Raw genomic sequence first — 13,960 nt, forward strand, 5'->3', positions numbered from 1 at the left:
GGCGGAGACATGGAAGAAAGTTTGGCGAGCGAACACGAAGCGCCGTGGCCGGAGTATTCGGTGCTGGTGGTCGATGACGAACCGGGGATGCTCAGTTTCCTGCAGCGCGCCCTCGGTTCGCGCTGCGGCGTAGTCGACTGCGCCGACAGCGTCGAGGCAGCCCGGCCATTGATCCAGCGCAACCGCTACGACCTGATCGTGCTCGATATCGCGCTGCCGGGCTGCTCGGGCATCGACTGGCTGCACGAGTTGCGGCAGGATGGTTTTGCCGGCGATGTGGTGCTGATGACCGCCTACGCCGACCTCGACACGGCGATCGACGCGCTGCGCGCCGGTGCGGCGGATTTCCTGCTCAAGCCCTTTTCGCTGGCCCAGGTGCTGAACGCGATTCAGCGCTGCTTCGAGCGCTCCCGCCTGGCTCGCGAGAATTTCGTGCTGCGTCGCGAAGTCAGCACCCGGGCGGCTGATGTCGAAGGGGTGGTCGGCCAGTCCGAGCTGATGCTCAAGGTGTGCGAGCGCCTCAAGCGCATCGCGCCGACGCCGGCGACCGTGCTGCTCTGCGGCGAATCGGGCACCGGTAAGGAAGTCGCAGCACGCGCCCTGCACCGCATGAGCAACCGGGCGGATGGGCCTTTCGTGCCGGTCAATTGCGCGGCTATTTCGGCCGAGTTGATCGAATCTGAATTGTTTGGCCACATCAAGGGGGCCTATACCGGCGCCCAGCAGAACCGCGAGGGCCTGTTCTACTACGCCCGGGGCGGTACGCTCTTCCTTGATGAAATCTCCGAACTGCCGCTGGCTGCCCAGGCCAAGCTGCTGCGGGCGCTGGAGGAGCGGCGCATCCGGCCGGTCGGCTCGGAGCAGGAAATCGCCGTCGATGTGCGCGTCATCGCCGCCACCAACCGCGACCTGAAGACTGAAGTCGCTGCCCAGCGTTTCCGGCAGGATCTCTACTACCGGCTGCAGGTGCTGGAAATAACCCTGCCACCGTTGCGTGAGCGGCCGGAGGATATTGCGCTGCTCGTCCGTCATTTCATGCAGTTGCTTGCCCCCGGCCTGGGGCTTCCGCCACTTGCCCTCGACCCGCGTACGCTGGCCCGGATGGCCGACTACGACTGGCCGGGCAACGTGCGCGAATTGCGCAACCTGGTCGAACGTTCGCTGATCCTCGGCTGGTTCGATATCGGGCCGGAGCCCGAGGGGCGGGTGATCGAACCGGCGCCGGCCGGCATCGACGAAACCCTCGAGGCGGTCGAGAAGCGCCATATCCTGGCCATGCTCGCCGCCTGCGAGGGCAACAAATCGGAAGCCAGCCGCCGGCTCGGCATTTCGCGCAAGACCATGGATCGCAAGTGTCAGGCCTGGGGCATCTGAGCCAGCCGGCGCGGCGCTCGATCCGCACCCGCCTGCTGCTCCTCGCCCTGTTGCCCCTCGGCGTCGTGCTGCCGCTGATCATGGCGGCGCTCGCCTATTGGGGCGGCGGCTATTTCGACCAGTTGCTCAGCACCAAGGTACGCAGCGACCTGGCCGTTGCCCACAGCTACTACGAACGGGTGGCCGAGGGGGTCGGCCATTCACTGGCCAGCCAGGCCGTAGCCGACCGTCTGGTACGGGCCGTGGTTGCCGGCCACGGCCGTCCGAGCCGCGAGCTGTCGGCCATCCTGGAGTCGGCCATGGCCGCCCGCCAGCTGGATTTCCTGCGTTTTGTCGATCGCGACACGGCGCGCCGCCTGGCCGGGGAGTGGGAGGTGCTGGCCTCGGCCCTGGCCGGCAGTGCCCGCACCGAGACCGAGATTTTTTCGGCAGCCCAGCTCGCCGCGCTCGATCCGGCCCTCGCCGGTCGCGCCGCGACACCGTTGATCGCGACAGCCAATGCCGTGCCAACCGGGCGGACGGTGGAGGAGCGCGGACTGGTCATCCACTCGGCGGCGCCGGTGGTCGATGCGGCGGGTGTGGTCATCGGCGTGCTCGAAGGTGGTGTCCTGCTCAACAAGAACCTCGATTTCATCGACAACCTGAATGCCGTCGTTTATCCCGACGGCGCGCTGCCGCTGGGCAGTGCCGGGACCGCGACGTTGTTTCTGGGTGACGTACGGGTGGCCACGAATGTCCGGCTGTTCGGCGACACACGGGCGATCGGGACACGCGTTTCGGCCGTGGTGCACGACGCGGTGCTTAAGCAGGGCAGAACCTGGCTGGACAGCGCCTTCGTCGTCAACGACTGGTACGTTTCGGCCTACGAGCCCTTGCTTGATGGCCGGCAGCAGCGCGTGGGCATGCTCTACGTCGGCTTCCTCGAACAGCCGTTTGCCCGGGCCCGCTGGCATGCCTTCTATGCCGTGGCCGGGTTTTTCCTCATCGCCATGCTGCTCGCCGGCATCTACGCTGCCGTTTCGGCGCGGCGTGTATTCAAGCCGATCGAACGCATGCACGCGACGATGACGGCGATCGAATACGGCGAGGAGGATGCACGAGTCGGCCCGGTAGCCGGCGAGGACGAACTTGGTGTCATGGCTGCCCACTTTGACCGCCTGCTCGACCAGCTGCAGTTGCAGGCCGATTCGCTGAAGCGCTGGGGAAGCTCGCTCGACGCCAAGGTGGCGGCGCGCACGGCGGAGCTGGAGCAGGCGGTGGCCGACCTCAAGGCCGCCCAGTCGCAACTGGTCATGAATGAAAAACTCGCGGCCATCGGCCAGCTGACGGCCGGTGTGGCGCATGAGATCAATAATCCGATCGCGGTCATCCAGGGCAATCTCGATGTGCTGCGTGACGTGCTCGGCCCGCGTGCCGAGCCGGTCGAGCACGAAATCCGGCTGATCCACGAACAGGTACAGCGCATCCGGCTGATCGTCGCCAAGCTGCTGCAATTCGCCCGGCCACAGGATTACGTCGGTTACCTGGAACCGGTGGAAACCGGCCAACTGCTGCAGGATTGCCTGCTGCTGGTCCGCCACCTGCTGACCAAGGGCGACATCGCTATCGAGCAGCATATCGACTCCAGTCGCCGCATCACCTGCAACAAGAACGAATTGCAGCAGGTGATCATCAACCTGTTCGTCAATGCCATCCAGGCCATGCCGAGTGGCGGGGTGCTTAAAATCGGCGTCGAGGACTGGGATGAGGCCGACATGCCGCTCGGCATCCGGCTGGTTGTCGCCGATTCCGGCCCCGGTATCAGCGAAGCCGACCTCGCTCGCCTCTTCAAGCCTTTCTTCACCGCCAAGAAACCGGGCGGCAACGGGCTCGGGCTATGGGTCAGCCAGGCATTGGTCGAACGTTACGGTGGGAAGATTACGGCAGAAAGCGCGCCTGGCAAGGGCGCGCAATTTACCGTCTGGCTTCGCCTGGAGCCGCAGGGGCTGTAAAAAGAGCGGCCCGCAGGCCGCTCGGTGACAGCCGGTTCGGCCTTCAGTCGAAACGCCCGTTATCGAGCCCATTGGCCAGGGCCGGGGTGATGCGCTCGAAGGTGTAGAGCTTCTTGCCCTTGTGGTCCTTCAGGAAATCATCGGCATCGGCCTTGCTGGCCAGCGGCACGAACTCGTGGCCCATCGGGCCGAGTACGTCGGAGCCGGTGACGAAATACGCCTTGCGGGCGTCGATGCGTTCCAGGTTGTAGAAATCCGTGACGTAGATGCCAGTGATGTCTTCCGGGCGATGGCCCGGTGCGAATTTCGCCAGGTCGCCGAGGAACTTGAACATGTCCTTGGCGCCATCGAAGAAATGCGCGTGACCATCCTTCCAGGTCACCGCGGCCGCCCAGTTCGGGTACTTGGAGACGAGCATGCCACAAACCGGGCAGAGATCCCTGGCGCCCGGCTTAGGAGTGGCCTGCGCACTGGCCAGGGGAACCCAGGCGGCGAGCATCAGGCTCAGAAACAGGCGGCGGTGCATCAGCTCTTCTTCGCTTCGGCAGCGCGCTTGCGACGCTCCTCGCGGTTCTTGCGGATCATCGCCACATCGTCCGCCATGCCGAGATAGCTTTCACGCAGGGCGTCGTTGAAATTGCCCAGCGTGCCGCCATGCTTGGCCTGGAATTCCTTGGCGACGCTGGCCGAGGCAAACGAATGCTTGCTCTTCTTGGTCATCGCGTGCTTCAGGTCGGCACCGATCAGGTAAATCAGGGTATCGACCGGGGCCAGCGGGCGCGGCTCGGTGGCAGCGCCGTAATCCGGGCCCCAGATATTCTTCGGCTCGCGGTCGATATTGACCCCCAGGCTGAGCGACAGGCAGTGGATGGAGCAAACGCCATCGGTCAGGTCGTCGGAATACTGCACCAGCATGCGGCTGCGATGGTGCTCCTGGCGGTCCATGCCGCAGTATGGGCACTTCGGGTATTTTTGCAGTTCGTTGTCCAGCGGCTTGGCATCGGCCGGTTTTTTTGGAATGAACTGGGCGGGCGTACCGTCACCGGCGCAGCTGTCGGCGCTGGCGTGCGTCGTGGTGGCAGCGAGGCCGGCCAGGGCGGAAATCTTCAGCAGATCGCGGCGTTTCATGGTTGTTCTCCCTATTGCGTTGGTAGTACCCAAATATTAGCCCCGGGTGATGTTCGCTCTCTGCGACATAATGTCGCAGTCAGACGACCAGGCGATACATCACCAGGTAGTAGCGCAGACCTTGCCACAGCGTCGACATGCCGAGGGCAATGACGAACAGTGCGGCACCTTTCAGCAACCAGCCGCGCAGGCGCGGGCCGAGCTTGCCGAACAGCACCGAGGCGGAAAGCATGGAGGGCAGCGTGCCGGCGCCGAAAGCGAGCATCAGAAGGCCGCCCTCGATGACCGACGGGGCCGTCGTCGCCTTGACCGCCATCGCCATGGTCATTGAACAGGGCATCAGGCCGTTGATCGCGCCGCCGATCAGGGCGCCGACCACCGGTCCCTTCTGCACGGCGAGGCCGAATTGCTTGCGCAGCCACGCGATGGGAGCGAAACCGACACGATTGCGCACCGGCGACACGCCGAGCAGGTCCAGGCCCAGCAGAATCACGACAGTGCCGGCAACGATCTGCAAAACGCCCTGCCACAGGCCGATCTGCCCGGTCGAGATGAGCACTGCACCAATCGCCGCGGCCATCACGCCGACTACCGTATAGATGCCGACCCGTGCCGCATGGTAAGCCAGATAGGGCCATGGCCCCTTGGCGCCGAGTTTCATGAAGAAACCGGAAACCAGTCCACCGCACATCCCCAGACAATGCCCGCTGCCCAGCAGGCCGGTCATGAAAGCGAGCCAGTAGGAGAATTCGGCAACGGCGTGAGCGTGGGTGTGATCCATGACTTAGGGCTGGCGGGTTACCGGCCGCTGGCGGTCAGTAGGTCTTCGGCGACTGCCGGGCGCGGCTGGGATCGAGCGAAATGGCTGTCAGCGCCGGGATGTCGGCCTGATAGTTGCGGCCGTTCAGGCCGCGGCCGGTCTTGACCAGAATGCCCGCGTCACCCAGTTCAGTCAGCAGCCGGCTGACCGTTTCCGGGGTGATGCCGAGAATGCCGCCGAAATCGGCCAGGCTCAGACGGTGCACGCGGTCGCTGTCGCCGATGCGGAGTTGCAACAGCAGGCGGGCCAGGCGAACCTTGGCCGGAACCGTGTTGCTGACCAGTTCGGAGAGCCAGGAGTCGGTTTCGCGCAGGGCTTCCTGGGTTTTTTCGAGCAGGCGGAGTTGCAGTCCCGGGTGCTTGGCGATGAAGTCCTTGAAGTGGCTCATCGGAATCCGGCACAACTGGGTAGGCGTCAGGGCAATGGCCGTGTGCTGCTGTTCGTTGGCAAAAACCGAGTCGAGGCCGACGACATCGCCCTTTTTCAGGAAGCGGACGATGCGCTGGTTGCCGCTGACGTCGTAGCGCAGCAGCTTGATGGCTCCCTGGCGGACGCAATACACCGCATTGGCCTGGTCGGCCATGTTGAATATCGTCGCCCCGGCCTCGAAGGCCATGTCGTCGATCGGGATATGGAAGGCCGCCAGATCCTCCAGGCTGACATCGGCGCAGACCATGGTGCTGCGCAGGGAACACGTGAAGCAGTTGCTACGACCGGAGCAGGTGTGGGTGCGATTGATAGTGGCCATCGATTCTCATTGGGGAATAGTGACGCGGCTGGATACCGCTGTCGTTGTGGCTGCATGAAACGGAACTGCCAAGGGGATGATCTTAACCTCAACGCTGCAGGCGTAGGGAATTGGCGACGACCGAGACGGAGCTCATCGCCATTGCCGCGGCGGCGATCATCGGATTCAGACGGCCGGTGGCAGCGGACGGAATGGCGATGACGTTATAGCCCAGCGCCCAGAACAGGTTCTGGCGAATGATCGCCATCGTCCTGCGGGAGAGGTCGATACCGGCCGCGACGCGGGCGATGTCCCCGCCGACCAGCGTGATGTCGGCCGATTCGACGGCGATGTCGGCGCCGCCACCGATGGCGAAGCCGACGTCGGCAGCGGCCAGGGCGGGGGCATCGTTGATGCCGTCGCCGATCATGCCGACCTTCTCGCCGGCGGCCTGCAGTTCGCGCACGGCGGCCAGCTTGTCGGCCGGCGTGCAGCGGGCCAGCACGCGGTCGATACCGACCTCGCGGGCGACATGGCTGGCCACGGCCTCGACGTCGCCGGTCGCCATGACCGTCTTCAGGCCCAGGCGATGGAGCAGGGCGATGGCTTCGGCGGCACCCGGTCGTGGCTGGTCGGCGATGGCGAAAATGGCGACCGGCCGCCCGTCGATCGCGGCGTAGACCGGCGTCTTGCCCTGATCGGCCAGGCGGCCGGCTTCATCGGCGAGCGCTGTCAGGGCGATGCCCCTTTCTTCGAGCAGGGCGGCATTGCCGATGATGATGTCGAGGCCGTCCACCCGGGCGGTGACGCCGCGCCCGGGATGGGCGGCGTAAACCTCGGCTGTCAGGCTGTCCTTCAGGCGTGGCTTGCTCCATTCGCCCAGCGCGCGGGCCAGGAAGTGCTCCGAACCGGCTTCGGCAGCGGCGACCAGCGACGCCAGGCGGTCCTCGCCCATGCCGGGCAGGATGAAGGCATCGGTCACCACCGGCTTGCCCTCGGTGATCGTGCCGGTCTTGTCGAATACGACGGTGGTCAGCTTGGCGGCCGTTTCCAGTGCCTCGCCATGGCGGATGTAGATGCCGCGCTTGGCCGCCTGCCCGGTGCCGACCATGATCGCGGTCGGTGTGGCGAGGCCGAGGGCGCAGGGGCAGGCGATGAGCAGTACGGCGACGGAATGGGCCAGCGCAGCCGAAACCGGCGCTCCGGCCAGTGCCCAGCCGCCGAAGGTAAGGGCGGCAACGCCGCCGACTGCCGGTACGAAGCGGGCGGAGATGCGGTCGGCCAGTTTTTGTACCGGCAGCTTGCTGCCCTGCGCGTGATCGACCAGTTTGACGATGCCGGAGAGCACTGTATCGCCGCCGATGGCGGTGACGGTCATCGTGAAGCTGCCGTTGCCGTTAAGGCAGCCGCCGATCACCGTATCGCCCGGCGCCTTGGCGACCGGCAGCGACTCGCCGGTGATCATCGCCTCGTCGATGCTGGAGCGGCCTTCCAGCACCCGGCCGTCAGTCGGCACCTTGTCGCCGGAACGGACACGCAGCACGTCGCCGAGTTGCACGTCGTCGATGGCAATCTCGCGCTCGTTGCCATCGGCCTCGATGCGCAGCGCGGTTTCCGGCTGCAGTTCGATCAGCTTGCGGATCGCCTCGCTGGCCTTGCCCTTGGCGCGCTCTTCCATGTAGCGGCCGAGCAGGACGAAGGTGCAGATGCCGGCTGCCGATTCGAAATAGACATGGTGATGCATCTTCAGCACGCCGGGGATGCTGTAAACCCAGGCCGCGCCGGAACCGATGGCGATCAGCGTGTCCATGTTCGCTTCGCCCTGTTTGGCCAGCGCCCAGGCCTTCTTGAAAATGCTCTGGCTGCTGCCAAACAGGATAGCGGAAGACAGCACGAATTCCATGACGCGCAGGGTGGGCGAGCGGTGCATCATCATGCCGGAGATCATCACCGGAACGGTGAGCAGGGCCGATTGCACGAAGCGCTTCTTCGCTTCCTCGACCCGTTCCTTTTCGCGCTCGACGAGCAGGCGGCGTTGCGACAGCGTATCCATCGGCCGGGCTTCATAGCCGAGGCGGCGCACGACCTCCGACACGCCATCGCGGTCGATCACGCCCTGCACCGTGACGGTTGCTGCCGCAAAGTTGACGGCGGCGTTGCGCACGCGCGGATCGCGCTTCAACTTCATTTCGATGAGCAGCGCACAGGAAGCGCAGGTCATGCCTTCGACCGCCACCGAACATTCGCTCACTGGTCCATCGACCGGCGCGGCAGCGACCGGTTGTGCCCTGGGGGCGGCGACCAGGTTGCCGAGTACGGCATCGAGCGTTGCCAGCAGGCGTTCCTCGGGCAGGGCGAGCGGGTCGAAGCGGATGGCCAGCGAGCCGATGTCGGCTACGATGGCGACGTCCTTCACCGCCGGGTGCTTGCGCAGCAGGATTTCCAGGATGTAGCAGCGTTCAGCCTCCTTGACGAGCGGCGGTGCAATGACCCGGATGCGGCGTGAAAGGCGGTGAACGACGCGAAAATGCTTCATTTGGTCTTGCGGTAGCGGACAAGCAGGAAGACGAGGTAGAAGGTGGCCAGCCAGGCGTTGCTGTTGGCGATCGGATTCTGCAGCCAGCGCTTGGTGATCAGGTCCCAATGCACCCGGATCAGATAGAAGGCGACGATGTCATTGAAGAAATTGGTGATTGCCTTCTCGGTCAGCGCACTGTCGACAATCGGCTGGAAGCGTGCCTGCAGTGAGCCTTCCGGGGGCGGCTCGGCCGGCAGCAGGCGGGCCTTCAGCTTGTCGAGCAGGGGCTGGAAGCCCTGTTCCAGCGACCAGGCCGGGGTAGCCGGCGCGGCGTCGGCCGGCATTGCGGCAGTGTCGAGCGGCAGGGCATCCACCACATCAAAAAGCTGGCGGGCGACTTGGGCGGTCGTTAGTTGGGCAGCGTCGTAGCGAATGGAAATCCGTTGCCAGCCGGTATCGACCGCCGCGCTGAGAACGCCAGTCAGGGTTCTCACCCCGGCGCCCAGGTCGGCCGCGACGTCCGGTGTGCACAACTCGGCCGGCAGTTCCAGCCGCAGAAAACCCCGCTCGCGATGGCAGACGACGATACGTCCGGCCAGTTGGGCAGCTTGCGACATGGTGTATTCCTCAGGCGGCCGGTGCTTCCGTGGCCGGGGCCGGCGGTGTGCTGCGACCTTCCAGTTTTTCCTCGGCCTCGGCCATCAGGTCGTTGAGGTTTTCCTTCTGGTTCAGCGCGAAATCCTTGCCCATGCCGCTGACCTTCGACAGGCCCTCGACGATTTCCTTCTGGTACTTGAAGAGCAGGAAGCCGGCTGCGATGCCGCCAGCGGCACCAACTGCCAGCAGGGCCAGCGGGTTGCGCAGCAAGGTGTTGCCGAGCAGGCCGCGACCGGCTGCAAAGCCCGTGGCAGCCATCATGGCGCCGGTGGCGACGGGTTTGGTCATCATCTGCCCGGCCTGGCTCATCATGTGCGGCATTTGCTTCATCATTTCTTCGGTCATCATGATCGTTCCTTTCAAGAACTCTTAGGCTGATTATCGTTGTTGTCCGGCGTCGCTTCCTTGATGTCATGCAACATCTCGTAGATTCCGCGGCAACCCTCGCAGCAGAACTGGTATTGCTTGTCCGGTGTGTGCAGGAGGAAAGGCTTGGCGCCGACATCGAGTCCGCACAGATCACAGGCCCGATTCTCACTCATTTGAGTAATTCCAGGGCATGGCGCTCGAAGGTCACTTCGTCGGCCTCACCAACGATCTTGGCCCGCACAATGCCCTTGCCATCGATGAAGAAAGTGGTTGGCAGGGCGACGACGCCATAGTTGCGGGCGATGGTCGATGTTTCGTCGAGCAGGGCGGGGTAGGTGACGCCGATTTTCTTGATGAAGGCGTCGATAGTCTTCTTGTCCTGGCCGGCGTTGATCGCCAGCACCTCCAGTCCCTTGTCCTTGTGACGCTGATAGACGGCCTCGATCGCCTTCATTTCGCCTTCGCAATACTTGCACCAGTCGGCCCAGAAGCGGATGACCAGTGGCTTGCCGAAGAAGGCCGCGGGGAAATGTGTGGCGCCGCCATCTGCCCGGAAGGTCTGGAAGGTGGGGGCAATGCTGCCGATATTGATATTGGCCTTGGGGGCATCGTTGCCACAGGCCGCGAGGAGCAGCGTGGCAATGAGCAGGAGGATGCGCATGTCAGTGTTCGATCAGGATCAGGTTGGAAGCCAGTATGAACCAGGTGGAGAGTGCCGTGAACAGCAGGAAACCGGCAGCGGCCAGTTTGGCCAGCCGGGCGGAAACCCGCGGCACGATGGTGGCTAGGCTAGGCCGCCCGGCGAAGGACTGCATGGCCCCGGCGCCGAGCCCGGCTGCCGTGGCGATGAAGAGCGGGATGTACAACCCGTAGCCCTGGTAATCGTACTCCGGCTTCAGGATGCAGAAGGGGCAGTGGTGATGCGGGTGTTCGTAGATGTAGAGCGAAACGAAGGAGAGCACACCGGTTATCGCGGCAACGAAGCCCGCACCACTGGTCAGGGCGGTCAGGAAGCCGCTTGCCCGGCCGCCTCGGCGGCCATGCCAGAGGGAGGCGGCGATGGCAGCCAGCATGCCGCCATAGAACAGCCAGAGGGCGGGCAGGGGTTCGAGGCTGGTCGCTTCGGCGGTGATGGTCTTGCTCTCCTCGGAGAACATGCTGCCGCAGCAGGAGGTGATCACGTTGGCCTTCAGGTTGACGAAATACTGCACTTCCAACCAGAGATTGGTGGCGAGGACAGGCAGCAGGAGCAGGAGCAGCACGTACTTGATGCGGACCAGCGGATAGTCGCGGGCCAACGTGTCGACATGGTTGATCGCCAGCCAGATGGCAGCCAGGAAGAACACGGCCATCTGCGCGATCAGCGACGGAAACCCCCAGGCGTTGACATTCAGCGTGCCGACCGCGCACATGGCGCCGACGAACATCACCGACAGCCGGTCGGCGTTGAAGACGAAGAGCAGCAGCGCGGCCAATTGGGCGACGAGGACGAAGGTGAGCAGCGTCGAGAACAGGTAGGTGCGGCGTTCCAGCGCCAGCTGGCGTTCCGAACCGCTGTGGATGTCCCAGTGGCGGATGACCTGGACAGCGAAGGGCGCCGCGCCGGCCAGCATGACGACGGCCAGGCCGGCAGCCAGCAGCAGCGCGATGATGGCGGGCTGGAAGAGCATCAGTCGTCGGTCAACCGGCCGTCGCGCATGCCGACGACGCGATGTACGGCAGACGATTCGACGACCAGTGGGTCGTGGCTGGTCAGCAGCACTGTCTTGCCGGCTGCCGTGAAGCCTTCGAGGATGGCCATGAATTCCTTCGACAGCGCCGTATCCAGGTTGGCCGTCGGTTCGTCAGCGATGATGACTTCCGGGTCGTTGATCAGGGCGCGGGCAATCGCGACGCGCTGCTGTTCGCCGCCGGAGAGCCATTCGACCTTGGCGGCACTGCGATGGCCAAGCTTGAGCTGGTCGAACAAGGCGTCGGCGGCCGAAATCAGTTCACGACGCGGCCGGCCGGTCGGAAAGGCGGGCAGGATGACGTTTTCCAGGGCCGAGAGGCCCTTGATCAGGTTGAATTGCTGGAACACGAAGCCGAAGCTCTGCCGGCGGATGTCGGTCAGGAAACGTTCCGGCAGGCCGGAGATGTCTTCGCCCTTGAAGCGCACCCGGCCGCTGGTCGGCCGCGACAGGCAGCCGACGATGGTCAGCAGGGTCGTCTTGCCGGAACCGCTCGGGCCGCGGAAGGCAGTGACCTTGCCGGCTTCCAGCGCCAGGTCGATGCCGTGCAGCGCCCAGTATTCATTGGGTTTGCCCTGGTTGAAGGCTTTCTTGATGTCGGAGAGTTCGATCATGCGCGCATTACCGCGTCGGGGTCCGTGATGGCGGCGCGCCAGATCGGCACCAGCACCGCGGCCGTGTAGGGGAATACCGTGAAGAAAAACAATGTGGCGATCTGCAGGCCGTCGATGGTCGGCACCAGGGTGAAGCTCGGATAGAGCACCGACCAGCCCTTGAGAACCGGTTCGAAGACCGCCGCGCCGAGATGGAAAACGTGCACGTAGGCAGCGATGAAGCCGAGCAGGAAGGCGGTCAGCGAAATGAGCAGTCCTTCCCAGGATTTCATGCGGATGACGTCGCCGGTTTCCCAGCCAATGGCCTTGAGGATGCCAATTTCCCGCTTTTCCTCGGCCGACAGTCCGGAGGCCTTTTCCCAGGCGAGGATGGCGAAGGCCAGGATGGCGCCGGCCAGCACGGTCAGCACGATGCCCTCGCGCCAGTCGAAAACGCTCTGATAGGTGCGCAGCACTTCCTCGCGCAGGATGGGCCGGGAATCGGGCAGCGAACTCGACAGCTTGGCCGCGATGTTGCGCACTTCCTGCGGATTGGCGACGGAGAGCGCGATGTCGGTAAAATGGCCGGCCGGGTATTCGAAGAATTTGCGGAAATCGTTTTCCGAGAGCAGCACCAGGTCGGCTGACAGCAGTTCCGAATCGGGCGACAGGACGGCCGACACCTCGAAGGTGAACAGCTTGCCGGAGTAGGAGCGGAAGGAGATGGTGTTGTGTGCCGCCAGGCCGCGCTCCCGGGCCAGCGTGTTGCCGACCATGATGTAGCCGTCCTTGACCTCGTCGGCCGGCCGCGCCATGAAGGTGTAGTTGGCATTGAGCACCGGGTCGTAGTAATACCCCCAGAGGCGGCCTTCCTTCTTCTGAACGCCGCGGAGGCGACCGATTTTCTCGATGTAGTCGGGCGGGATCAGGTCGTGCCGGCCGGCGACCATGCGCTGCAGGATGACCTCCGGCGAACTGGCCAGCACGAAGGTTGCTTCGCTGCGCAGGGCGTGGGTGAACAGGGTCAGCGAGGCCAGCACGAAAACGATCAGGGTGTAGGCGACGAGCAGCCCGATGTTCTTGGTCTTGCGCCGGCCGAGCGAGGCCAGCGTGAAATCAATCAGGTGTAGTTGTTTTTCCAGCCAGGGGCTCATGGGGTTTCAATGCAGAGGGGCGTGGGGCCAGCAGCGAGCCGCTCGGGAAATGTTCGAGCGCGCCGGGGTGATCCTGAAAGGCCGAATGCAGATCGGCCTGGCTCGGGTGGCGAGTGTAGCGGGCCTCGGTAAACAGGGCCAGGTCGGTGAGGCCGTATTTTTCGACCAATGCCCGGTTGTCCGCCAGTTTCTGTTCCGCTTCGCGGGCCTGGCCCGGATTGGCGAGCAAAGCCGCCGCGGCCAGCGAAAGAATGGCGAGCCCACTTATCGCGAAGGTCGATGGGCGCATTACAACTGCTTCCGGATGGCGGCCACGATGGCGTCGGGCGAAGCGCCCAGTTCGATGACTTGCGCCAGTTTGCCGTCGGTACCGATCACATAGGTGGAGGTCGTGTGATCGACGGCATAGCTGCCGTCGCCCTTGGCTGGTTGTTTGTTGTAGCCGGCGCCAAAGGCCTTGGCCAGGGCGGCGATTTCCTGCGGCGTGCCGGTCGCGCCGGCCATGTCGGGGTGGAAGAAGGCGGTGTATTCCTTCAGGTGCTTGACCGTGTCGCGTTCAGGATCGACAGAGATCATCAGCAACTTGACCTGGGCGCGTTCCGCCGGCTTGAGCGCCTTCAGCGCCTGGCCGCCGGCCGCCAGCGAGGCAGGGCAGATGTCCGGGCAGTTGGTGTAACCGAAATACACCAGCAGTACCTTGCCACGCAGCTGGCGGGAATCGATAGGCCCGTCGGCCGTTTGCAGCAGGAAATCCGCGCCGGCCGGTAGCTTCGGGTCGCGCCCCGGCTGGCAGCCAAGCAGGCAGGCCACGACAAGGCCGATCAGGGAGAGTCTTTTCATGTTCCGGGGAAAAAAACAGGCAGACTGCGAGTCTGCCTGTGGGGCCGGAATCAGGCTAG

Annotated in this window: 16 protein-coding genes; 2 read left to right on the top strand and 14 right to left on the bottom strand. The window is 64.4% G+C overall.

The features are described from left to right. Positions 1-9: 9 nt before the first annotated feature. Both K420_RS0112095 and K420_RS0112100 read left to right on the top strand, forming a co-directional pair. Positions 10-1,374 (top strand): sigma-54-dependent transcriptional regulator, encoded by a 1,365-nt coding sequence (locus K420_RS0112095; RefSeq protein ID WP_035854792.1) that lies wholly within the window; start codon positions 10-12, stop codon positions 1,372-1,374. Continuing rightward, complete coding sequence (locus K420_RS0112100; protein ID WP_027458292.1) at positions 1,353-3,365, top strand: sensor histidine kinase; 2,013 nt, start codon at positions 1,353-1,355, stop codon at positions 3,363-3,365. The genes K420_RS0112095 and K420_RS0112100 overlap by 22 nt, the downstream gene beginning before the upstream one ends. 43 nt (positions 3,366-3,408) lie before the next feature. On the opposite strand, the gene K420_RS0112105 is transcribed toward K420_RS0112100, so the two are convergent. From K420_RS0112105 to K420_RS0112170, 14 genes are all read right to left on the bottom strand, one after another. After that, positions 3,409-3,891, bottom strand: coding sequence for a nitrous oxide reductase accessory protein NosL (locus K420_RS0112105; protein WP_027458293.1), 483 nt, complete (start codon positions 3,889-3,891; stop codon positions 3,409-3,411). Continuing rightward, complete coding sequence (locus K420_RS0112110) at positions 3,891-4,493, bottom strand: nitrous oxide reductase accessory protein NosL (RefSeq protein ID WP_027458294.1); 603 nt, start codon at positions 4,491-4,493, stop codon at positions 3,891-3,893. The genes K420_RS0112105 and K420_RS0112110 overlap by 1 nt, the downstream gene beginning before the upstream one ends. Positions 4,494-4,572: 79 nt before the next feature. Further along, the gene (locus tag K420_RS0112115; RefSeq protein ID WP_027458295.1) at positions 4,573-5,274 is read right to left on the bottom strand and encodes a sulfite exporter TauE/SafE family protein; all 702 of its coding nucleotides are present in this window, start codon (positions 5,272-5,274) and stop codon (positions 4,573-4,575) included. Positions 5,275-5,308: 34 nt separating this feature from the next. Next, complete coding sequence (locus K420_RS18915; RefSeq protein WP_051453109.1) at positions 5,309-6,061, bottom strand: Crp/Fnr family transcriptional regulator; 753 nt, start codon at positions 6,059-6,061, stop codon at positions 5,309-5,311. A gap of 88 nt (positions 6,062-6,149) precedes the next feature. After that, positions 6,150-8,576, bottom strand: a complete 2,427-nt coding sequence (locus K420_RS0112125; RefSeq protein ID WP_027458296.1) for a heavy metal translocating P-type ATPase — start codon at positions 8,574-8,576, stop codon at positions 6,150-6,152. After that, positions 8,573-9,175: a hypothetical protein gene (locus tag K420_RS0112130; RefSeq protein WP_027458297.1), complete on the bottom strand. Its 603-nt coding sequence runs from the start codon at positions 9,173-9,175 to the stop codon at positions 8,573-8,575. The genes K420_RS0112125 and K420_RS0112130 overlap by 4 nt, the downstream gene beginning before the upstream one ends. Before the next feature lie 10 nt (positions 9,176-9,185). Beyond that, on the bottom strand, positions 9,186-9,563 hold the full coding sequence (locus tag K420_RS0112135; protein ID WP_027458298.1) for a hypothetical protein: 378 nt from the start codon (positions 9,561-9,563) through the stop codon (positions 9,186-9,188). Positions 9,564-9,574: 11 nt separating this feature from the next. Beyond that, a complete protein-coding gene (locus tag K420_RS0112140; RefSeq protein ID WP_027458299.1) occupies positions 9,575-9,757 on the bottom strand; it encodes a heavy metal translocating P-type ATPase metal-binding domain-containing protein in 183 nt (60 codons plus the stop codon). Continuing rightward, on the bottom strand, positions 9,754-10,245 hold the full coding sequence (locus K420_RS0112145; RefSeq protein ID WP_027458300.1) for a TlpA disulfide reductase family protein: 492 nt from the start codon (positions 10,243-10,245) through the stop codon (positions 9,754-9,756). The genes K420_RS0112140 and K420_RS0112145 overlap by 4 nt, the downstream gene beginning before the upstream one ends. 1 nt (position 10,246) lies before the next feature. Beyond that, a complete protein-coding gene (locus tag K420_RS0112150) occupies positions 10,247-11,254 on the bottom strand; it encodes a hypothetical protein (RefSeq protein ID WP_027458301.1) in 1,008 nt (335 codons plus the stop codon). Beyond that, a complete protein-coding gene (locus tag K420_RS0112155; protein WP_027458302.1) occupies positions 11,254-11,928 on the bottom strand; it encodes an ABC transporter ATP-binding protein in 675 nt (224 codons plus the stop codon). The genes K420_RS0112150 and K420_RS0112155 overlap by 1 nt, the downstream gene beginning before the upstream one ends. After that, the gene (locus K420_RS0112160) at positions 11,925-13,061 is read right to left on the bottom strand and encodes an ABC transporter permease (RefSeq protein ID WP_027458303.1); all 1,137 of its coding nucleotides are present in this window, start codon (positions 13,059-13,061) and stop codon (positions 11,925-11,927) included. The genes K420_RS0112155 and K420_RS0112160 overlap by 4 nt, the downstream gene beginning before the upstream one ends. Then, complete coding sequence (locus tag K420_RS0112165; protein ID WP_027458304.1) at positions 13,024-13,350, bottom strand: hypothetical protein; 327 nt, start codon at positions 13,348-13,350, stop codon at positions 13,024-13,026. Before K420_RS0112165 ends, K420_RS0112160 begins: the two co-directional genes overlap by 38 nt. Next, positions 13,350-13,901 carry an SCO family protein gene (locus K420_RS0112170; RefSeq protein ID WP_027458305.1) on the bottom strand — a complete coding sequence of 184 codons (552 nt, stop codon included), beginning with the start codon at positions 13,899-13,901 and terminating at the stop codon, positions 13,350-13,352. The genes K420_RS0112165 and K420_RS0112170 overlap by 1 nt, the downstream gene beginning before the upstream one ends. Between the last annotated feature and the right edge of the window lie 59 nt (positions 13,902-13,960).

Source organism: Dechloromonas agitata is5, assembly GCF_000519045.1.
Lineage (GTDB): Bacteria > Pseudomonadota > Gammaproteobacteria > Burkholderiales > Rhodocyclaceae > Azonexus > Azonexus agitatus.